At 51.7% G+C, this 21,614-nt stretch carries 19 protein-coding genes; 13 read left to right on the top strand and 6 right to left on the bottom strand.

All coding sequences use genetic code 11. The features are described 5' to 3' along the window. The 3 genes from dinQ to allS form a co-directional block, all read right to left on the bottom strand. Entirely contained in the window at positions 1-78 is a 78-nt protein-coding gene (gene dinQ, locus G434_RS31135) for a damage-inducible type I toxin DinQ (RefSeq protein WP_349809132.1), read from the bottom strand. A 309-nt stretch (positions 79-387) separates the two neighbouring features. Continuing rightward, positions 388-1,482 carry a tRNA 2-selenouridine(34) synthase MnmH gene (gene mnmH / locus G434_RS03475; protein WP_001157973.1) on the bottom strand — a complete coding sequence of 365 codons (1,095 nt, stop codon included), beginning with the start codon at positions 1,480-1,482 and terminating at the stop codon, positions 388-390. A gap of 68 nt (positions 1,483-1,550) precedes the next feature. Beyond that, the gene (allS, locus tag G434_RS03470; RefSeq protein WP_000460155.1) at positions 1,551-2,477 is read right to left on the bottom strand and encodes an HTH-type transcriptional activator AllS; all 927 of its coding nucleotides are present in this window, start codon (positions 2,475-2,477) and stop codon (positions 1,551-1,553) included. A gap of 229 nt (positions 2,478-2,706) precedes the next feature. On the opposite strand from allS, the gene allA reads away from it, so the two are divergent. The 9 genes from allA to glxK all read left to right on the top strand — a co-directional run bounded on the left by allA (position 2,707) and on the right by glxK (position 13,290). Then, positions 2,707-3,189 (top strand): ureidoglycolate lyase, encoded by a 483-nt coding sequence (gene allA / locus G434_RS03465; RefSeq protein ID WP_000776372.1) that lies wholly within the window; start codon positions 2,707-2,709, stop codon positions 3,187-3,189. 77 nt (positions 3,190-3,266) lie between these two features. Further along, positions 3,267-4,082, top strand: coding sequence for an HTH-type transcriptional repressor AllR (gene allR / locus G434_RS03460; RefSeq protein ID WP_000141277.1), 816 nt, complete (start codon positions 3,267-3,269; stop codon positions 4,080-4,082). An 89-nt stretch (positions 4,083-4,171) separates the two neighbouring features. Further along, entirely contained in the window at positions 4,172-5,953 is a 1,782-nt protein-coding gene (gene gcl, locus G434_RS03455) for a glyoxylate carboligase (RefSeq protein ID WP_001309310.1), read from the top strand. A gap of 12 nt (positions 5,954-5,965) precedes the next feature. Next, on the top strand, positions 5,966-6,742 hold the full coding sequence (gene hyi, locus G434_RS03450; RefSeq protein WP_000943556.1) for a hydroxypyruvate isomerase: 777 nt from the start codon (positions 5,966-5,968) through the stop codon (positions 6,740-6,742). 99 nt (positions 6,743-6,841) lie between these two features. Then, a complete protein-coding gene (gene glxR, locus G434_RS03445) occupies positions 6,842-7,720 on the top strand; it encodes a 2-hydroxy-3-oxopropionate reductase (RefSeq protein ID WP_000765839.1) in 879 nt (292 codons plus the stop codon). A 169-nt stretch (positions 7,721-7,889) separates the two neighbouring features. Further along, entirely contained in the window at positions 7,890-9,344 is a 1,455-nt protein-coding gene (locus G434_RS03440) for an allantoin transporter (RefSeq protein ID WP_000401139.1), read from the top strand. A gap of 59 nt (positions 9,345-9,403) precedes the next feature. Next, complete coding sequence (allB, locus tag G434_RS03435; RefSeq protein WP_000006892.1) at positions 9,404-10,765, top strand: allantoinase AllB; 1,362 nt, start codon at positions 9,404-9,406, stop codon at positions 10,763-10,765. Between the two features lie 56 nt (positions 10,766-10,821). Beyond that, the gene (locus tag G434_RS03430) at positions 10,822-12,123 is read left to right on the top strand and encodes a uracil/xanthine transporter (protein ID WP_001302767.1); all 1,302 of its coding nucleotides are present in this window, start codon (positions 10,822-10,824) and stop codon (positions 12,121-12,123) included. Between the two features lie 21 nt (positions 12,124-12,144). Next, positions 12,145-13,290 carry a glycerate 3-kinase gene (gene glxK / locus G434_RS03425; protein WP_001309311.1) on the top strand — a complete coding sequence of 382 codons (1,146 nt, stop codon included), beginning with the start codon at positions 12,145-12,147 and terminating at the stop codon, positions 13,288-13,290. A gap of 129 nt (positions 13,291-13,419) precedes the next feature. On the opposite strand, the gene allE is transcribed toward glxK, so the two are convergent. Genes allE through allD form a run of 3 tightly spaced genes read right to left on the bottom strand, consistent with a single transcriptional unit; the run spans position 13,420 to position 16,522 of the window. Then, entirely contained in the window at positions 13,420-14,205 is a 786-nt protein-coding gene (gene allE / locus G434_RS03420) for a (S)-ureidoglycine aminohydrolase (RefSeq protein ID WP_000540946.1), read from the bottom strand. Between the two features lie 10 nt (positions 14,206-14,215). Then, positions 14,216-15,451 (bottom strand): allantoate deiminase, encoded by a 1,236-nt coding sequence (allC, locus tag G434_RS03415; RefSeq protein ID WP_001314542.1) that lies wholly within the window; start codon positions 15,449-15,451, stop codon positions 14,216-14,218. Positions 15,452-15,472: 21 nt separating this feature from the next. Further along, positions 15,473-16,522 carry an ureidoglycolate dehydrogenase gene (gene allD / locus G434_RS03410; protein ID WP_000703947.1) on the bottom strand — a complete coding sequence of 350 codons (1,050 nt, stop codon included), beginning with the start codon at positions 16,520-16,522 and terminating at the stop codon, positions 15,473-15,475. 316 nt (positions 16,523-16,838) lie between these two features. On the opposite strand from allD, the gene G434_RS03405 reads away from it, so the two are divergent. The 4 genes from G434_RS03405 to G434_RS03390 are packed head-to-tail and all read left to right on the top strand — an operon-like array spanning position 16,839 to position 21,491. Then, complete coding sequence (locus G434_RS03405; protein WP_000580842.1) at positions 16,839-18,506, top strand: acyl-CoA synthetase FdrA; 1,668 nt, start codon at positions 16,839-16,841, stop codon at positions 18,504-18,506. 9 nt (positions 18,507-18,515) lie between these two features. Then, positions 18,516-19,775 carry a YlbE family protein gene (locus G434_RS03400; RefSeq protein ID WP_000495356.1) on the top strand — a complete coding sequence of 420 codons (1,260 nt, stop codon included), beginning with the start codon at positions 18,516-18,518 and terminating at the stop codon, positions 19,773-19,775. A gap of 10 nt (positions 19,776-19,785) precedes the next feature. Next, positions 19,786-20,601 (top strand): oxamate carbamoyltransferase subunit AllH family protein, encoded by an 816-nt coding sequence (locus tag G434_RS03395; RefSeq protein ID WP_001305526.1) that lies wholly within the window; start codon positions 19,786-19,788, stop codon positions 20,599-20,601. Further along, the gene (locus G434_RS03390; RefSeq protein WP_000855391.1) at positions 20,598-21,491 is read left to right on the top strand and encodes a carbamate kinase; all 894 of its coding nucleotides are present in this window, start codon (positions 20,598-20,600) and stop codon (positions 21,489-21,491) included. The genes G434_RS03395 and G434_RS03390 overlap by 4 nt, the downstream gene beginning before the upstream one ends. Positions 21,492-21,614: the final 123 nt, after the last annotated feature.

Here is a 21,614-nt window from a genome sequence, read left to right on the forward strand (position 1 = left end):
TTATTCAATAAACTGACGGATCAGTTCCAGCAGCGCGATTAGCGCCTTAAGAACGATGAGAACTGCCTCTCTCCAAATTAGAGCACCAGAATCAGCACCACCTGTATCCTGACCAGGACTTAAAAGTACTTTTCCGCACTGCGGTAATCCCTTGAGGCAGTATCACTACTAGCGTCGGGATTGTATCGCCAACATAGCTGTTTGAATATGTAGGCATCCTGACTTATAATTCATTTGCTAGATGAGGACTGTTTCATTTCTGCCCGGAACCACCAAGTCTTGGGCGGAAAAAATAAAAAAACCGACTGTCATGTCGGTTTTTTTATATCTGTATTCTGGTGCAACCATTCTGTTCTCACGACAATCGCCGTTTCAGAATACCGCCCATCACTGCGCCTTAACCCATTCCGCCACTTCCGCCCACTCACCGCGAAAGACAACTTTTTCAGCTTTTTTCTCAAGCTGATAGCGATACATCGGGTCGTAATATTCTTCAAGTAACGGCACCAGCCAGGCCAGATGACCGTCGGTGCTGCCGGTGGTGAGTTGCGTTGTCAGCGCCGTATCCAGCTGGGCAGCGAGTTCGTTATAGCGCTGTAACCCCAGCCGACGCTTAATCGCCGAAAGTCCGTGATGCAGGTATTCGCAATACTCCTGCCAGCCCTGTTCGTCGCCGTACGCGTGGGTAAAATCATGATGCATACGCAAGAAATACTCTTCGTTCAGGCGTTCAAGACGGATCTCAAACGGATCTTCTACCACCGCAATCGCCGCCTGAGTCATTCGCTCGCGCAGACATTCCGGCAGGTGATTTGAACCGATCATCCGGCTTTCATCTTCCAGCACCCACAGGCGCAGCTCCTGACGGGCGTCGGTTTTTAGCATTTCGGCAGCCAGCAGATTTTCAAAACTCGCCTGGCTAAGTTGCGGTTGCAACGTGCGACCAAACGCCGAACCGCGATGGCGCGCCAGCCCTTCCAGATCAACACCGTTCGGCTGTTGCTGCACTAACAGCGTTTTACCGCTGCCAGTACAACCGCCAATCAGCACTATCGGTTTTTGTGACAGTTCAATGGTCGCCTGAATCGCGGTCTGGCGCAGTGCCTTATAACCGCCGTCTACCAGCGGATAATCAATCCCCGCTTCATGCAACCAGCGTTGCACAATATGTGAACGTTGACCGCCGCGGGCGCAGCAGAGAATACCTTGCGGATTTTGCAGGCACGCTGCCCGCCAGGCGTCCATGCGCTGCTGACGAATTTCACCCGCCACCAGTTTATGCCCCAGCGCCAGCGCCGCGTCTGAGCCTTGCTGTTTATAGCAGGTGCCAACGGCGGCACGTTCATCGTTATTCATTAACGGCAGGTTGATAGCGGCGGGCATTGCGCCTTGCTCAAACTCGATAGGGGCGCGAACATCAATAATGGGCGTATCAGCAATCAGCAGGGCACGATAGTCCTGTTCCGTGTGTCTCTCTTGCATAGTTAAAAGTGAACCTCAAATCAGCTTGCGCGCTATTTTACGCGCCAACGCGCAAGGAAACTTGATTTTTAACTGCGTGGGTTGCCGAAAATTTCTAAAAATCCGCTGATTTCCGGCCTGCGCTGGGTAAACAAGGTCACAATATCTTCTACCGCTTTGCCGCTGCCAAATTTGCGCCATGCCAGACTCAATGGCGAAGGAGGGCGCATCGTTGGGATTACCCGGCTGACCAGTTGTTGATTATCGATCATTGACTGGCAAAGTGATTTTGGCAAAAAACCAATGCCAACGCCCGCCAGATGGGCGGCGATTTTCGTTTCCATATCGGGAACAATAATCTCTTTTTGCCCCGGCAATCGCCAGGCGACGCGTTTGGTTAGTGTTCGGGCGCTGTCTTCAATATTGACCGCCGGAAAGCGCCGCAACTGTGCTTCTGTTAGCGGCTCTTCAACGTTCGCCAGCGGATGATCCGCCGCCATGACAAAGCGCCATTGCACCGATCCTAAGGGATCAAGACTAAAGGTATTTGCCAGCGCCTCGGTTCCCGTGACGCCGATAGCCAGTGAAAAACCTTCGTACAATAGCGAGTCCCAGACGCCCATATAGATTTGTCGGGAGATGTGAAACTGGGTAAACGGGTAACGTTCATTCAGCCACGCCAGCAGCTGGGCGACGGCCTGGGGGGTGTAGAGCAGGTTGTTGATGACAATATTCACCTGGCGTTCCACGCCATCATTCACCTGTTGCAGCTCGCTGGGCATACTTTCCAGCCAGCTCAGCCAGTCTCTGGCCTGGGAAAGTAGATGCTCGCCAGCCGCTGTCAACGTCACGCTGCGAGTCGTGCGGAAAAACAGCGCCACTCCGGTATTCTCTTCCAGAAGTTTAATGCGATAACTGATCGTCGCCGTGGTTTTACACAATCGTTCTGCCGCTTTTGAAAAACTTCCTGTTTCAGCAACCGCAATGAAAGTCCGCAAGGTTTCTGGATCGAACATCTTCAGGTATCCCCTTTTAAATCCGCAAGTTGCGTGATTTTCTTATCCTCTGATTTATCAGTATTTTTACATGATAACCCTGTTCAATTTGTGGACTAAATCTAGTTTTGGAAAAATATTCCAACTTTTGTGTTGATGTTGTTCTCTTAAGGTTTTAGATTGCCTGTTATTGAAACCAAGCTGACCGGTCGGCGGTGGTTGAACGGAATTATGTTATAAGGACAAAAAGATGAAACTTCAGGTATTACCGTTAAGTCAGGAAGCCTTTAGTGCTTATGGCGACGTAATCGAAACGCAGAAACGGGATTTTTTCCATATTAACAATGGACTGGTGGAGCGTTACCACGATTTGGCGCTGGTTGAGATTCTTGAGCAAGACCGTACGCTTATCAGCATTAACCGCGCGCAACCGGCGAATCTGCCGCTGACCATTCACGAACTCGAACGTCATCCGCTGGGTACTCAGGCCTTTATCCCGATGAAAGGTGAAGTGTTTGTGGTGGTCGTGGCGTTAGGTGACGACAAACCAGACCTGTCAACGCTGCGGGCGTTTATTACCAACGGCGAACAGGGGGTGAATTACCATCGTAACGTCTGGCATCATCCACTTTTCGCCTGGCAGCGCGTCACCGATTTTCTGACCATCGATCGCGGCGGCAGTGACAACTGTGATGTTGAAAGTATTCCTGAACAGGAACTCTGTTTTGCGTGACGCCTGCAACCGACTTGCATAAGATAAACTAATTGTTCATTGTTTATGCTCACTTGTAGGTCGGAGTTAACGTAGGTATGACGGAAGTTAGACGGCGCGGCAGGCCAGGACAGGCGGAGCCTGTGGCACAGAAGGGCGCACAGGCGTTAGAGCGGGGAATTGCGATTCTGCAATATCTGGAAAAAAGTGGGGGAAGTTCGTCGGTTAGCGATATCTCTCTCAATCTGGATTTGCCGCTCTCCACGACCTTTCGCTTGCTGAAGGTTTTACAGGCAGCGGATTTTGTCTATCAGGACAGTCAGTTAGGCTGGTGGCATATAGGATTAGGTGTCTTTAACGTCGGTGCGGCGTACATCCATAACCGCGATGTCCTCTCCGTCGCCGGGCCGTTTATGCGCCGCCTGATGTTACTTTCCGGCGAAACGGTCAATGTCGCGATCCGTAACGGTAATGAAGCGGTATTAATTGGTCAGTTAGAGTGTAAATCGATGGTCAGGATGTGCGCGCCACTGGGCAGTCGTCTGCCGCTGCATGCTTCCGGTGCGGGCAAAGCGCTGCTTTATCCGCTGGCGGAAGAGGAGTTGATGAGCATCATTCTGCAAACCGGTTTGCAGCAGTTTACGCCAACTACGCTTGTGGATATGCCCACCTTGCTGAAGGACCTGGAACAAGCGCGTGAACTGAGCTATACCGTAGATAAAGAAGAGCATGTTGTCGGCCTGAATTGTATAGCTTCAGCAATTTACGATGATGTAGGTAGCGTTGTTGCCGCTATCTCCATCTCCGGGCCTTCATCAAGACTGACAGAAGATCGTTTTGTCAGTCAGGGTGAGCTGGTCAGAGACACCGCCCGCGATATCAGCACGGCGTTGGGACTGAAAGCACATCCATAGTGTCTGTCGCATCCCGCTCTGCGGAGCGGGTTTTTTTGACAAAATTTGAAAGTTGGAAAATTTTTCCAATTAATAGAGGTAGGAATAAAATGGCAAAAATGAGAGCCGTTGACGCGGCAATGTATGTGCTGGAGAAAGAAGGTATCACCACCGCCTTCGGCGTTCCGGGAGCTGCAATCAATCCGTTCTACTCAGCGATGCGTAAGCACGGCGGTATTCGTCACATTCTGGCGCGTCATGTGGAAGGTGCTTCGCACATGGCGGAAGGTTATACCCGCGCAACGGCAGGGAATATCGGCGTATGTCTGGGAACCTCGGGACCAGCAGGCACTGACATGATCACCGCGCTCTATTCCGCTTCTGCTGATTCCATTCCTATTCTGTGTATTACCGGTCAGGCACCGCGCGCCCGTCTGCATAAAGAAGATTTTCAGGCCGTAGATATTGAAGCAATTGCTAAACCGGTCAGCAAAATGGCGGTTACAGTTCGTGAAGCGGCGCTGGTGCCTCGTGTGCTGCAACAGGCATTTCACCTGATGCGTTCTGGTCGTCCGGGGCCGGTACTGGTGGATTTACCGTTTGACGTACAGGTTGCGGAAATCGAGTTTGATCCTGACATGTACGAACCGCTGCCGGTCTACAAACCTGCAGCCAGCCGTATGCAGATCGAAAAAGCGGTAGAAATGTTAATTCAGGCCGAACGTCCGGTGATTGTTGCCGGGGGCGGGGTAATCAATGCTGACGCAGCTGCACTGTTACAACAGTTTGCTGAACTGACCAGCGTTCCGGTGATCCCAACGCTGATGGGCTGGGGCTGTATCCCGGATGACCACGAACTGATGGCCGGGATGGTGGGTCTGCAAACTGCGCATCGTTACGGTAACGCAACGCTACTGGCGTCCGACATGGTGTTTGGTATCGGTAACCGTTTTGCTAACCGTCATACCGGTTCGGTAGAGAAATACACCGAAGGGCGCAAAATCGTTCATATCGATATTGAGCCGACGCAAATTGGCCGCGTGCTGTGTCCGGATCTGGGCATTGTCTCTGATGCTAAAGCGGCGCTGACGCTGCTGGTTGAAGTGGCGCAGGAGATGCAAAAAGCGGGTCGTCTGCCGTGTCGTAAAGAATGGGTCGCCGACTGCCAGCAGCGCAAACGCACTTTGCTGCGCAAAACCCACTTCGACAATGTGCCGGTGAAACCGCAGCGCGTGTATGAAGAGATGAACAAAGCCTTTGGTCGCGATGTTTGTTATGTCACCACCATTGGTTTGTCACAAATCGCTGCGGCACAAATGCTACATGTCTTTAAAGACCGCCACTGGATCAACTGTGGGCAGGCAGGCCCGTTGGGCTGGACCATTCCGGCGGCGCTGGGCGTGTGTGCCGCTGATCCAGAGCGCAATGTGGTGGCGATTTCCGGTGACTTCGACTTCCAGTTTCTGATTGAAGAATTAGCCGTTGGCGCACAGTTCAACATTCCGTACATCCATGTACTGGTCAATAACGCCTATCTGGGTCTGATTCGCCAGTCGCAGCGCGCGTTTGATATGGATTACTGCGTACAGCTCGCGTTCGAAAATATTAACTCCAGCGAAGTGAACGGTTACGGCGTCGACCACGTAAAAGTAGCGGAAGGTTTAGGTTGTAAAGCGATTCGCGTTTTCAAACCGGAAGATATAGCACCAGCCTTTGAACAGGCGAAAGCCTTAATGGCGCAATATCGGGTACCGGTAGTCGTGGAAGTTATTCTCGAGCGTGTGACCAATATTTCGATGGGCAGCGAACTGGATAATGTCATGGAATTTGAAGATATCGCCGATAACGCAGTGGATGCACCGACTGAAACCTGCTTCATGCACTATGAATAAGGGAGATAAATAATGTTACGTTTCTCTGCTAATTTATCGATGTTATTTGGTGAATATGATTTTCTCGCCCGTTTTGAGAAAGCTGCGCAGTGTGGTTTTCGCGGCGTTGAATTTATGTTCCCTTATGACTACGACATTGAAGAATTAAAACAGGTGCTGGCGAGTAATAAACTCGAACATACGCTGCACAATTTACCGGCAGGTGACTGGGCGGCGGGCGAGCGGGGTATTGCCTGTATTCCTGGCCGTGAAGAAGAGTTTCGGGATGGCGTAGCAGCAGCGATTCGTTATGCCCGTGCGCTGGGTAATAAAAAAATTAACTGTCTGGTCGGTAAAACGCCGGCTGGTTTCAGCAGTGAACAGATTCACGCAACGCTTGTAGAAAACCTGCGTTATGCCGCGAATATGCTGATGAAAGAAGATATTTTATTACTGATTGAACCTATTAACCATTTTGATATTCCTGGTTTCCATCTCACCGGAACTCGGCAGGCACTGAAACTGATTGATGATGTTGGTTGCTGCAATTTGAAAATACAGTATGACATTTATCACATGCAGCGGATGGAAGGTGAATTAACCAACACTATGACGCAATGGGCCGATAAAATTGGTCACCTGCAAATTGCTGATAATCCGCATCGCGGCGAACCGGGGACCGGAGAAATTAATTATGATTATCTCTTTAAGGTAATCGAAAATTCTGACTACAACGGTTGGGTTGGGTGTGAATATAAACCCCAAACCACCACGGAAGCCGGTTTACGCTGGATGGATCCGTACCGTTAAAACGTAACGCTATTCAGACAATGCTTTTTTAGGCCGCTAAGTTGGCAGGGGATCGTGTTGTCTGAATTCAGGAAAAGCGAAATTTAAAAGAGGTTAATTATGAAACTGGGATTTATTGGCTTAGGCATTATGGGTACACCGATGGCCATTAATCTGGCGCGAGCCGGTCATCAACTGCATGTCACAACCATTGGTCCGGTTGCTGATGAATTACTGTCACTGGGTGCCGTCAGTGTTGAAACTGCGCGCCAGGTAACGGAAGCATCGGACATCATTTTTATTATGGTGCCGGATACGCCACAGGTTGAAGAAGTTCTGTTTGGTGAAAATGGTTGTACCAAAGCCTCGCTGAAGGGCAAAACCATTGTTGATATGAGCTCCATTTCCCCGATTGAAACTAAGCGTTTCGCTCGTCAGGTGAATGAACTGGGCGGCGATTATCTCGATGCGCCCGTCTCCGGCGGTGAAATCGGCGCGCGTGAAGGGACGTTGTCGATTATGGTTGGCGGTGACGAAGCGGTATTTGAACGTGTTAAACCGCTGTTTGAACTGCTCGGTAAAAATATCACCCTCGTGGGCGGTAACGGCGACGGTCAAACCTGCAAAGTGGCAAATCAGATTATCGTGGCGCTCAATATTGAAGCGGTTTCTGAAGCCCTGCTGTTTGCTTCAAAAGCCGGTGCAGATCCGGTACGTGTGCGCCAGGCGCTGATGGGCGGCTTTGCTTCCTCACGTATTCTGGAAGTTCACGGTGAGCGCATGATTAAACGCACCTTTAATCCAGGTTTTAAAATTGCGCTGCACCAGAAAGATCTCAACCTGGCACTGCAAAGTGCGAAAGCACTTGCGCTGAACCTGCCAAACACTGCGACCTGCCAGGAGTTATTTAATACCTGTGCGGCAAACGGTGGCAGCCAGTTGGATCACTCTGCGTTAGTGCAGGCGCTGGAATTAATGGCTAACCATAAACTGGCCTGATACCCGCAATAAAAATGGCCGATATCAGAAAATGAATCGGCCAGCAATATTAAAAAAAGAAAGCAGCCAAAGATGTTGCTTCAGTATTAAAAATAATATTTTTATTTTATTTGTTCCTCATAGCTAGATTAAAACAGCGTTATTCGATACGTGAAATTAAGAGGGATTTATGGAACATCAGAGAAAACTATTCCAGCAACGCGGCTATAGCGAAGATCTATTGCCGAAAACGCAAAGCCAGCGGACCTGGAAAACATTTAACTATTTTACCTTATGGATGGGTTCGGTTCATAACGTTCCCAATTATGTGATGGTCGGCGGCTTTTTTATTCTCGGCTTGTCTACCTTTAGTATTATGCTGGCAATTATCCTCAGCGCCTTTTTCATTGCCGCGGTAATGGTATTAAACGGTGCTGCGGGCAGTAAATACGGTGTGCCTTTTGCCATGATCCTGCGTGCTTCTTACGGCGTACGTGGTGCACTGTTTCCCGGATTATTAAGAGGCGGGATTGCTGCCATTATGTGGTTTGGCCTGCAATGTTACGCTGGATCGCTGGCCTGCTTGATTCTGATTGGCAAAATCTGGCCGGGATTTTTAACTCTCGGTGGTGATTTTACCCTGTTAGGGCTTTCTCTACCGGGCTTAATCACTTTCTTACTCTTCTGGCTGGTGAACGTCGGAATCGGTTTCGGTGGTGGCAAAGTTTTAAATAAATTCACTGCCATTCTTAACCCGTGCATCTATATCGTTTTCGGCGGTATGGCGATTTGGGCGATTTCGCTGGTCGGGCTCGGTCCAATCTTTGACTACATTCCGAGCGGTATTCAGAAAGCAGAAAACAGTGGCTTCCTGTTCCTGGTGGTGATTAACGCGGTAGTTGCGGTCTGGGCGGCACCGGCGGTGAGCGCATCCGACTTTACGCAAAACGCCCACTCGTTTCGTGAGCAGGCGCTGGGGCAAACGCTCGGTTTAGTTGTGGCCTATATTCTGTTTGCGGTCGCCGGGGTATGTATTATTGCCGGAGCCAGTATTCACTACGGCGCTGACACCTGGAACGTGCTGGATATTGTTCAGCGTTGGGATAGCCTGTTTGCCTCGTTCTTTGCGGTACTGGTTATTCTGATGACGACTATCTCCACTAACGCCACCGGTAATATTATTCCTGCTGGTTATCAGATTGCCGCTATTGCACCGACGAAACTGACCTATAAAAACGGCGTACTGATTGCCAGTATTATCAGCCTGCTGATCTGCCCGTGGAAATTAATGGAAAATCAGGACAGTATTTATCTGTTCCTCGATATTATCGGCGGAATGCTGGGTCCGGTAATTGGTGTCATGATGGCGCATTATTTTGTGGTGATGCGTGGGCAAATTAATCTTGATGAACTGTACACCGCACCTGGCGATTATAAATATTACGATAACGGTTTTAACCTCACTGCGTTTTCAGTAACTCTGGTGGCCGTTATTTTATCTCTTGGCGGTAAGTTTATTCCCTTTATGGAACCGTTATCTCGTGTTTCATGGTTTGTCGGCGTCATCGTCGCCTTTGCGGCCTACGCCTTATTAAAGAAACGTACAACAGCAGAAAAAACAGGAGAGCAAAAAACCATAGGTTAATTAATCCCGATATTGAACATTGAGTTAAAAACCAATCTGTATTTTACAAGGAGTTTGTTATGTCTTTTGATTTAATCATTAAAAACGGCACCGTTATTTTAGAAAACGAAGCTCGCGTTGTAGATATCGCCGTTAAAGGCGGAAAAATTGCTGCTATCGGTCAGGATCTGGGCGATGCAAAAGAAGTTATGGATGCGTCTGGTCTGGTGGTTTCGCCAGGCATGGTTGATGCGCACACCCATATTTCTGAACCGGGTCGTAGCCACTGGGAAGGTTATGAAACTGGTACTCGCGCAGCGGCAAAAGGTGGTATCACCACCATGATCGAAATGCCGCTCAACCAGCTGCCTGCAACGGTTGACCGCGCTTCAATTGAACTGAAGTTCGATGCCGCTAAAGGCAAGCTGACTATCGATGCGGCACAACTCGGTGGCCTGGTGTCTTACAACATCGACCGTCTGCATGAGCTGGATGAAGTGGGCGTTGTCGGCTTCAAATGCTTCGTTGCGACCTGTGGCGATCGCGGTATCGACAACGACTTCCGTGACGTCAATGACTGGCAGTTCTTCAAAGGTGCGCAGAAGCTGGGCGAACTGGGGCAGCCGGTGCTGGTGCACTGCGAAAACGCACTGATCTGTGATGCACTGGGCGAAGAAGCGAAAAGTGAAGGTCGCGTAACTGCCCATGACTATGTGGCTTCGCGTCCGGTATTTACCGAAGTGGAAGCGATTCGCCGCGTACTGTACCTGGCGAAAGTTGCCGGTTGCCGTCTGCACATTTGCCATATCAGCAGCCCGGAAGGCGTTGAGGAAGTGACTCGTGCACGTCAGGAAGGTCAGGATGTTACCTGTGAATCCTGCCCGCATTACTTTGTACTGGATACCGAACAGTTCGAAGAAATCGGTACTCTGGCGAAGTGTTCACCGCCGATCCGCGATCTGGAAAACCAGAAAGGCATGTGGGAAAAACTATTTAACGGTGAAATCGACTGCCTGGTTTCCGACCACTCACCATGCCCTCCGGAAATGAAAGCCGGCAACATCATGGAAGCATGGGGCGGTATTGCCGGTCTGCAAAACTGTATGGACGTGATGTTCGATGAAGCGGTACAGAAACGCGGAATGTCTCTGCCAATGTTCGGCAAATTAATGGCGACTAACGCAGCAGATATTTTCGGTCTGCAGCAAAAAGGCCGTATCGCCCCAGGAAAAGATGCCGACTTCGTCTTCATTCAGCCGAATAGCAGCTATGTTCTTACCAATGACGATCTGGAATATCGCCACAAAGTCAGCCCGTATGTTGGCCGTACCATTGGCGCGCGTATCACGAAAACCATCTTACGTGGTGATGTGATTTACGACATTGAACAGGGCTTCCCTGTTGCGCCGAAAGGTCAATTTATCCTTAAACATCAGCAGTAATCTGGCCCCTGCAATGCCCGTCCTTGCGGCGGGCATTCTCCGGTTAAGGTGTGTTTATGTTCAATTTTGCAGTCAGCCGCGAAAGCCTGTTATCAGGATTTCAGTGGTTTTTCTTTATTTTTTGCAACACTGTTGTGGTTCCTCCTACGCTACTTTCTGCTTTTCAGTTGCCGCAAAGCAGCCTGCTTACGCTCACGCAATATGCTTTTCTTGCTACCGCACTGGCCTGCTTCGCTCAGGCGTTCTGCGGTCATCGTCGCGCTATTATGGAAGGGCCGGGTGGCCTGTGGTGGGGAACCATCCTTACTATCACCCTTGGCGAAGCATCGCGCGGGACACCGATCAACGATATCGCTACCAGTCTGGCGGTGGGGATTGCGCTCTCCGGCGTGCTGACGATGTTGATTGGTTTTAGCGGATTAGGTCATCGCCTGGCGCGATTATTTACGCCGTCGGTGATGGTCCTGTTTATGTTGATGCTGGGCGCACAGCTGACCACTATCTTTTTCAAAGGTATGCTCGGGCTGCCGTTTGGCATAGCCGACCCGAATTTTAAAATTCAGTTACCGCCGTTCGCGCTCTCGGTGGCGGTGATGTGCCTGGTACTGGCGATGATTATTTTCCTGCCGCAACGTTTTGCCCGTTACGGCCTGCTGGTCGGCACGATAACCGGCTGGTTGTTGTGGTACTTTTGCTTTCCTTCTTCGCATTCGCTCTCCGGTGAGTTGCACTGGCAGTGGTTCCCGCTCGGCAGTGGAGGTGCTTTGTCGCCGGGGATTATTCTGACGGCGGTGATTACAGGTCTGGTTAATATCAGCAATACCTACGGTGCGATTCGGGGCACGGATGTTTTTTATCCGCAGCAGGGCGCGGGGAATACGCGTTATCGTCGTAGCTTTGTGGCGACCGGATTTATGACGCTGATAACCGTACCGCTGGCGGTAATTCCATTTTCACCGTTTGTTTCATCCATTGGTTTATTAACCCAGACTGGCGATTACACGCGGCGTTCGTTTATTTATGGCAGCGTTATTTGCCTGCTGGTTGCACTGGTTCCGGCACTCACTCGACTGTTTTGCAGTATCCCTTTACCCGTGAGTAGCGCGGTTATGCTGGTTTCTTATCTGCCTTTACTCTTTTCCGCGCTGGTGTTTAGCCAGCAAATCACGTTTACCGCTCGCAATATTTATCGACTCGCATTGCCGTTATTTGTCGGCATATTTTTAATGGCATTACCGCCTGTGTATCTGCAAGACCTTCCATTAACGCTTCGTCCTCTGCTCAGTAACGGCTTACTGGTCGGGATTTTACTGGCTGTTCTTATGGATAATCTTATTCCGTGGGAACGCATCGAATAATTTGTTGAAAAAGGATTGATAATGAAGATTGTCATTGCGCCAGACTCGTTTAAAGAGAGCTTAAGTGCAGAAAAATGTTGTCAGGCAATTAAAGCCGGGTTTTCGACCCTCTTTCCCGATGCGAACTATATCTGTTTGCCGATAGCGGATGGCGGCGAAGGGACGGTGGATGCGATGGTCGCCGCGACGGGCGGCAACATCGTGACGCTTGAAGTCTGCGGGCCGATGGGCGAAAAAGTGAATGCTTTTTATGGCCTTACCGGCGACGGGAAAACAGCGGTGATTGAGATGGCGGCAGCAAGTGGTCTGATGCTGGTCGCGCCTGAAAAGCGTAATCCGTTGCTGGCCTCCAGTTTTGGTACGGGGGAGTTAATTCGTCATGCGCTGGATAACGGCATTCGCCATATTATTCTCGGCATAGGCGGCAGTGCGACGGTCGACGGTGGTATGGGCATGGCGCAGGCGCTTGGTGTGCGTTTCCTTGATGCCGACGGTCAGGTGCTGGCGGCTAACGGCGGCAATTTAGCACGCGTGGCAAGTATTGAGATGGATGAATGCGATCCGCGTCTGGCGAACTGCCATATTGAAGTAGCATGTGATGTTGATAACCCGCTGGTGGGGCCACGCGGTGCGGCGGCGGTGTTTGGTCCGCAAAAAGGGGCAACGCCGGAAATGGTCGAAGAGCTGGAGCAGGGACTGCAAAATTACGCCCGTGTTTTACAACAGCAAACTGAAATCAACGTCTGCCAGATGGCGGGCGGCGGCGCGGCGGGCGGGATGGGCATTGCGGCGGCGGTATTCCTCAATGCGGATATTAAACCGGGTATTGAGATTGTACTGCGGGCGGTCAACCTGGAGCAGGCGGTGCAGGGCGCAGCGCTGGTGATCACCGGGGAAGGGCGCATCGACTCGCAAACGGCAGGCGGTAAAGCACCGCTGGGCGTGGCGTCGGTGGCGAAGCAGTTTAATGTCCCGGTGATTGGGATTGCTGGCGTATTGGGTGATGGCGTGGAAGTGGTGCACCAGTACGGCATTGACGCGGTGTTCAGCATTTTGCCACGTCTGGCACCTTTAGCCGAAGTGCTCGCCAGCGGTGAAACCAATCTCTTCAACAGCGCACGAAATATTGCCTGCGCCATTAAAATAGGTCAGGGAATTAAAAACTGACTCTTGCCATTAGAGCGGATGCATTTTATCCCGCATCCGTTTTTTACCTGAATTTACCGCAAAAAAAGCCACGGTATAAACCGTGGCAAAATCCAACATAGCTAAAAATAATCAGGCGAGTGGTATGACTTAAATCTCTACGTCGCGGTTGCAATCTTTCGAGTAAATATAACTAAACGCTTCACCACGCCCTACGCCATAACCGGCCTGTAAGGAATAAGCGCCCATGAAGATGTAATCGCCTTTTTTCACCGGGATCCAGTTATTGTCGAGGTTATAAACCCCCTGACCGGAAAGAATATAGGCACCGTGTTCCTGGACGTGAGTTTCGATATAACCGTGGCTGGCACCTGGCGCAAAAGAGAGGATATGCATGTTCATATCAAAACCTAACTCTTTGGGCAGAAAATCTAGCAGAATAACATCGTCCATGCCTTCATAATGAATGCGTTCGAGTTCGCTGGCATTGCCAGAAACCAGCCACGGTGCATGGCCTTCTACCGGAACATAGCGGCGCTTATATAAAAAGATTTGGCTGTCTTCGGCCTGGGCGTTAACAAACGTCATTAAGGAGCCTGGTGGGCAATAAAGATAGCCACCTTCGCTTAAGGCAAATGTTTTGCCTTCAGCTTTGGCAGTGATATTTCCAGAGATCACATACAGGAACGTTTCAATGCCTTCGCCACCGAAGCCCTGTTGGTTGCCACCGTTTTGATGCAGTGTGACCAGATAATCAACAAAAGAGGCACCCAGCTTTGGCGTGGAGAGGATTGTCGCGTCACAATTTTCAAAGCCCGGAATAATATTTTTTACCAGACCATCCGGGGTTAAAAGTGCGAAATTACCGTGTTTAACAATCGCACGGTTAGCCAGTAAATCATCGCGGTAACCGGTGACGTTATTTAAATATCCCATTTATGACTCCTTATTTCTGCCAGGCAAGTTGATAAAGCATGAGTGCCAACGTTTTGACCCCTTCGGCAAGGTCGGTAATATTGGTGCGTTCCGCCGGGTTATGGCTGATCCCGTTGATGCTGGGGATAAAAATCATGCAGGTTGGTACGCGAGGCGCGAAAATTTGCGCGTCGTGCCCGGCACCACTGTGCATCACCCGGTAATTCAGTTTTTCACTTTCACACAATTCTGTCAGGGTGGCGACCAGTTCCTTGTTCATCGGCACGGGTTCTTCGTCCATCCATAAATCGATATCAATACCAATGTCCATTTCATCGCAAATCGCCCGCATGTCGTTTTCTAACTGTTGGGTGAAATCGCGCAGCACGGCAGCATCGGTATGGCGACAATCAATGGTGAACGTGGTTTTACCCGGCACCACATTCACCGTATTCGGGCGCGGCTCCACCTTACCAAAGGTCAGCACCAGCGGGTCGCCCATCTTTTTCGCTTTTTCGACAGACTGATGGCAAATGCGACTGAAAGCGTAAACCGTATCACGACGATAACCCATCGGCGTGGTGCCTGCATGGTTTGATTCGCCGTTCAGCGTCACCGTATAGCGACGCTGCCCGACAATTGCATTCACCACGCCAATTGATTGACCATTACTTTCCAGCACACAGCCCTGTTCGATATGCAGTTCGACAAAGGCTTTAATATCCTGACGCGGAGTTAGTGGGGCGTTCGGCAGAGTAAATCCGCAAGCCTTCATCGCATCGACAAAACTATTTCCTTTGGCATCACAGATATTCCGCACGTCGTCAGGATTCGCCAGCCCAAAGATATTTTTACTGCCCCAGAAGACATACGGGAAGCGGCTGCCTTCTTCTTCTGCCATCGCCACCACTTCGACCGTACGTAACGGCGCGCCGTATTGCGTTTTCAGCCAGTCAATTGCCAGCCACGCCGCCAGCGCGCCGAATTGCCCGTCGAGGTTACCGCCGTTAACCACGGTATCGATATGCGAACCGCTCAGAACCACTTCTTGTGGATATTCGGTGCCACTCAGGCGACCATATAAATTCCCCACTTCATCGAAACGTGTTTCCAGCCCGCTTGCTGCCATTCTTTTTTTAAATTGCTGCTGAGTTTCCAGCCATTCCGGCGAATAAAGTAAACGGGTCATCCCACCCGTTGGGTCAGCGCCAAAAGAGGAAAGCCAGGGCAGCGTTTCTTCTATGGCTTGACGGAAATGTGTAATCATAAGAAAGTCCTGTCTCAATAATTATTGCGCAAAGGGATTTTTCGTTTCGTATGACGTGTTATAAAGCGCGTCAGAAATTAAATACTGGTAAATATCATCAACAATTTCGATGCCTTCGACGGCGGCTTTGCGTTGTTTAATATCCTGATCCTGTCCGGGATAATAAACCTGGTTAAAACCGGGCGCGGGGGTTATGGCATTTAATTCGCGCATGGTCTGGCTAAGATGTTGACGGAATAGTTCGCTGGAGGAGAAAAAGTTCGGGTTAATAACGATATGTAATTGCCCCAAATTACGCCCGGCGTGTAAATCGTCATACATCGAACTAACCTGTCGCCCGAACGGTAAGCCGAGTAAGACGCCTGAGAGGACGTCAATCATCATCATCAGGCCATACCCTTTCGGTCCGGCGGCAGGGAGCAGGGCGTTAACTGCAAATGGATCGGTTGTTGGTGCTCCGTTTTTATCGACCGCCCAGGTATCCGGGATAGACATATTACGCGAGCGGGCGTCGAGCACTTTTCCCCATGCCTGTACGGTAGTCGCCATATCAAAGGTAAGGATCTCGTCGCCTTCTCCCGGCGCGGCAAAGGCCAGTGGGTTAGTACCGTAGTAAATTTCCGCGCCGCCAAACGGCACCACCATTGGATCGGACTGGCACATCGAAATGCCAATTAATCCTGCGCGGGCTGCCTGCTGCACAAAATAAGAGATTGCGCCGCTGTGACCCATCCGGCTGATACCGACCACCGCAACGCCATTTTGCTGGGCGGTTTTGATGGCATGTTCCATACCCATTTTCGCCGCGACCTGTCCGGCAGCATTGTCGGCATGTAAAATTGCCGAACACGGCCCGGTTTCTTCAAGACGAAATTCCGGTTCACGGTTGGTGCCGCCTTTTGAAATGCGTTCCGCGTAGTATTCCACGCGCACCGCGCCATGAGAGTGGATCCCTCTGGCATCGGCGTAAACCAATACTTCAGCCACGGTTGCAGCGTGCTCACGTTTTAACCCAGCCTGGCAGAGTTTATTCTCGATTAGCTGGCGGAGTGTTTCCCGACTGATTTTCATCTGTCTTCCTTTTTAACGACGGTGTGAAGCATGACTGCAATTAACATACAGGGAAAATATCTGGATTATGTGATCCAGACAGGCAAAAAAATATAGTTAGAATTTATTTGATAATCCGCTCGCTTTTAACCTGGTTTTTAAAACAACCACGCTTATTAAAAAATAACACGTAATAGCATGGCGGTTATTTGAATTCTTTTGTTAATAATCCCTGTGTGATATTCATCACCTTATTTTCCCGTTCTCATCGATACCGTAATCGCCACATTAACACTGCTCGTGCAATTGCCATGGGTGCAATTTTTAAGGAGTTGTTATGATCCACGCCTTTATTAAAAAAGGGTGTTTTCAGGATTCTGTCAGTTTAATGATTATTTCACGAAAACTCAGCGAATCAGAAAATGTTGATGATGTTTCCGTAATGATGGGTACGCCCGCCAATAAAGCGTTATTAGATACCACAGGTTTCTGGCATGACGATTTTAATAACGCCACGCCGAACGATATTTGCGTGGCAATTCGTAGCGAAGCGGCGGATGCGGGGATCGCGCAGGCGATTATGCAACAGCTTGAAGAGGCGCTAAAACAACTGGCGCAGGGTTCAGGCAGCAGCCAGGCGTTGACGCAGGTGCGTCGCTGGGACAGTGCCTGTCAGAAATTACCCGATGCCAGTCTGGCGCTGATTTCAGTGGCTGGCGAGTATGCGGCGGAGCTGGCTAATCAGGCGCTGGATCGCAACCTCAACGTGATGATGTTCTCCGATAACGTCACGCTGGAAGATGAAATCCAGCTCAAAACCCGCGCACGCGATAAAGGCTTGCTGGTGATGGGGCCGGACTGCGGTACGTCGATGATTGCCGCCACGCCGCTGGCTTTTGCTAACGTGATGCCGGAAGGCAATATTGGCGTCATTGGCGCTTCCGGTACCGGGATTCAGGAGCTGTGTTCGCAGATTGCGCTGGCAGGTGAGGGAATTACCCACGCGATTGGTCTTGGCGGGCGCGACCTCAGCCGTGAAGTGGGCGGCATCAGTGCGCTAACGGCGCTGGAAATGTTAAGCGCCGACGCGAAAAGCGAAGTGCTGGCATTTGTTTCAAAACCACCTGCCGAAGCTGTGCGTCTGAAAATTGTTAATGCCATGAAAGCAACCGGCAAACCGACGGTGGCGCTGTTTTTAGGTTATACCCCGGCGGTGGCCCGCGACGAGAATGTCTGGTTTGCCTCCTCGCTTGATGAGGCCGCACGCCTGGCTTGCCTGCTTTCACGCGTCACGGCGCGACGTAACGCAATAGCACCTGTCAGCAGCGGATTTATTTGCGGTTTGTATACCGGCGGTACGCTGGCTGCTGAAGCGGCGGGATTACTTGCCGGACACCTTGGCGTGGAAGCCGACGATACCCATCAACATGGCATGATGCTCGACGCCGACGGACATCAGATCCTCGACCTGGGCGATGATTTTTACACCGTCGGGCGTCCCCATCCGATGATCGACCCGACCTTACGCAACCTGTTAATTGCCGATCTCGGCGCTAAACCGCAAGTGCGCGTGTTGCTGCTTGATGTCGTGATTGGCTTCGGTGCGACTGCCGATCCTGCCGCCTCGCTGGTGAGCGCCTGGCAAAAAGCCTGTGCCGCGCGTCCAGACAATCAACCACTGTATGCCATTGCCACGGTGACAGGCACCGAACGTGACCCGCAATGCCGCTCGCAACAAATCGCCACGCTGGAAGATGCGGGGATCGCGGTCGTGAGTTCGCTGCCGGAAGCCACCTTGCTGGCGGCAGCGTTAATTCATCCGCTCTCGCCTGCCACACAGCAACACACACCGTCATTACTGGAAAACGTCGCCGTGATTAACATCGGATTACGCAGCTTTGCGCTGGCGCTACAAAGCGCCAGCAAACCGGTTGTGCATTACCAATGGTCGCCAGTCGCCGGCGGCAATAAAAAACTGGCTCGTTTATTAGAACGTTTGCAATAAGGGGTTCCCATGTTTACATCAGTGGCGCAAGCCAATGCTGCGGTTATCGAACAAATTCGTCGTGCTCGTCCACACTGGCTGGATGTGCAACCGGCTTCTTCACTTATCAGCGAACTAAACGAGGGCAAAACACTGCTTCACGCCGGGCCGCCAATGTGCTGGCAGGAGATGACCGGACCCATGAAAGGGGCATGTGTGGGCGCATGTCTGTTTGAAGGCTGGGCGAAAGATGAAGCGCAGGCGCTGGCAATGCTGGATCAGGGGGAAGTGAACTTCATTCCTTGTCACCATGTGAATGCCGTCGGGCCAATGGGCGGCATTACTTCTGCCAGTATGCCGATGCTGGTGGTCGAGAACGTGACCGACGGCAACCGGGCGTACTGCAACCTCAACGAAGGTATCGGCAAAGTGATGCGTTTTGGCGCTTACGGCGAAGATGTCCTGACTCGCCATCGCTGGATGCGCGATGTGTTAATGCCAGTATTAAGCGCGGCGCTGGGGCGCATGGAGCGCGGTATCGATCTCACCGCGATGATGGCGCAGGGCATTACCATGGGCGATGAGTTCCATCAACGCAATATTGCTTCCTCAGCACTGTTAATGCGTACGCTGGCCCCACAAATTGCTCGCCTCGATCATGATAAACAGCACATTGCGGAAGTGATGGATTTCCTCAGCGTGACCGATCAGTTCTTCCTCAACCTCGCGATGGCCTACTGCAAGGCGGCGATGGATGCTGGCGCGATGATCCGCTCAGGCAGCATCGTCACGGCTATGACCCGCAACGGCAATATGTTCGGGATTCGGGTCAGCGGGCTGGGCGAACGCTGGTTTACTGCGCCTGTAAACACTCCCCAAGGTCTGTTTTTCACCGGTTTCTCGCAGGAGCAGGCGAACCCGGATATGGGCGATAGCGCAATTACCGAAACCTTTGGTATTGGCGGAGCGGCGATGATCGCAGCGCCTGGCGTAACGCGCTTTGTCGGTGCGGGTGGCATGGAAGCGGCCAGAGCGGTATCTGAAGAGATGGCGGAAATCTTCCTTGAACGCAATATGCAGTTGCAGATCCCCGGCTGGGATTTTCAGGGCGCGTGCCTGGGGCTGGATATTCGTCGCGTGGTAGAAACCGGCATTACGCCACTCATCAATACCGGTATCGCCCATAAAGAGGCGGGGATCGGGCAGATTGGCGCAGGCACTGTGCGGGCACCGCTGGCGTGCTTTGAACAGGCGCTGGAAGCACTGGCTGAAAGCATGGGGATTGGTTGAGGAACGCACAATGACGATCATCCATCCTCTGCTTGCCAGCCGTAGTGCACCGAATTATCGCCAGTCCTGGCGGTTAGCGGGCGTGTGGCGGCGGGCGATTAACCTGATGACGGAAAGCGGTGAATTGTTAACACTGCATCGTCAGGGTAGTGGTTTCGGCCCCGGAGGATGGGTGCTTCGCCGCGCGCAATTCGATGCGTTATGCGGTGGATTATGCGGCAATGAACAACCGCAGGTTGTGGCACAAGGGATTCGCCTCGGACGTTTCACGGTTAAACAGCCACAGCGTTATTGTTTGCTGCGTATTACGCCGCCTGCGCATCCTCAACCGCTTGCAGCTGCATGGATGCAACGCGCGGAGGAAACCGGGCTTTTCGGGCCACTGGCGTTGGCGGCAGGCGATCCGCTTCCTGCTGAATTACGCCAGTTTCGCCACTGTTTTCAGGCCGCGCTCAATGGCGTGAAGACCGACTGGCGGCACTGGCTGGGCAAAGGTCCGGGATTAACGCCGAGTCATGATGACACGCTGAGCGGAATGCTGCTGGCGGCCTGGTATTATGGCGCTTTAGATACGCGCTCCGGTCGCCAGTTTTTTGCCTGTTCCGACAATCTTCAACTCGTTACCACAGCGGTGAGCGTCAGTTATTTACGTTATGCCGCGCAAGGATATTTCGCCTCGCCACTCCTGCACTTTGTCCATGCTCTGAGTTGCCCGAAACGTACCGCTGTTGCGATTGATTCGCTGCTGGCGCTGGGGCATACGTCAGGGGCAGATACGCTGCTGGGGTTCTGGCTTGGTCAACAATTATTACAAGGAAAACCATGAAAACACTGGTTGTGGCTCTTGGGGGCAACGCCTTACTCCAGCGCGGTGAGGCGCTGACGGCGGAAAATCAATATCGCAATATCGCCAGTGCTGTACCCGCGCTGGCACGCCTGGCCCGTTCTTATCGGCTGGCGATTGTTCACGGCAACGGGCCGCAGGTGGGGCTGCTGGCATTGCAGAATCTGGCGTGGAAAGAAGTGGAACCGTATCCGCTGGATGTGCTGGTGGCGGAAAGCCAGGGGATGATTGGCTATATGCTGGCGCAGAGCTTGAGCGCACAGCCGCAGATGCCGCCTGTCACGACGGTGCTGACGCGCATTGAAGTTTCGCCTGATGATCCGGCATTTTTACAGCCAGAGAAGTTTATCGGTCCGGTTTATCAGCCAGAAGAACAAAAGGCACTGGAAGCGGCTTACGGCTGGCAGATGAAACGTGATGGTAAATACTTGCGCCGGGTGGTGGCGTCTCCGCAACCGCGTAAAATTCTCGACAGCGAAGCCATCGAGTTGTTGCTCAAAGAGGGGCATGTGGTGATTTGCAGTGGTGGTGGCGGTGTGCCTGTGACGGACGACGGAGCAGGGAGCGAAGCAGTGATTGATAAAGATCTCGCCGCTGCGTTGCTCGCCGAGCAGATTAACGCCGATGGGCTGGTGATCCTCACCGATGCTGACGCGGTTTATGAAAACTGGGGAACGCCGCAGCAACGCGCCATTCGCCGTGCCACACCGGATGAGTTAGCGCCATTTGCCAAAGCCGATGGTTCGATGGGGCCGAAGGTAACGGCGGTGAGTGGCTATGTCAGAAGCCGTGGCAAACCTGCGTGGATTGGGGCGTTATCGCGGATTGAAGAGACGCTGGCGGGCGAAGCGGGGACCTGTATTTCGCTGTAGTCGTAGGCATTAGACATTTGTGCCTGATGCGACGCTTGACGCGTCTTATCAGGCCTACAATGGGTACCGGAGCGTTAAGCCGGATAAGGCGTTCACGCCGAATCCGGTAAGAATATGTGCACC

It is taken from the genome of Escherichia sp. KTE172 (assembly GCF_000408845.1).
GTDB classification, from domain to species: Bacteria; Pseudomonadota; Gammaproteobacteria; order Enterobacterales; family Enterobacteriaceae; genus Escherichia; species Escherichia coli.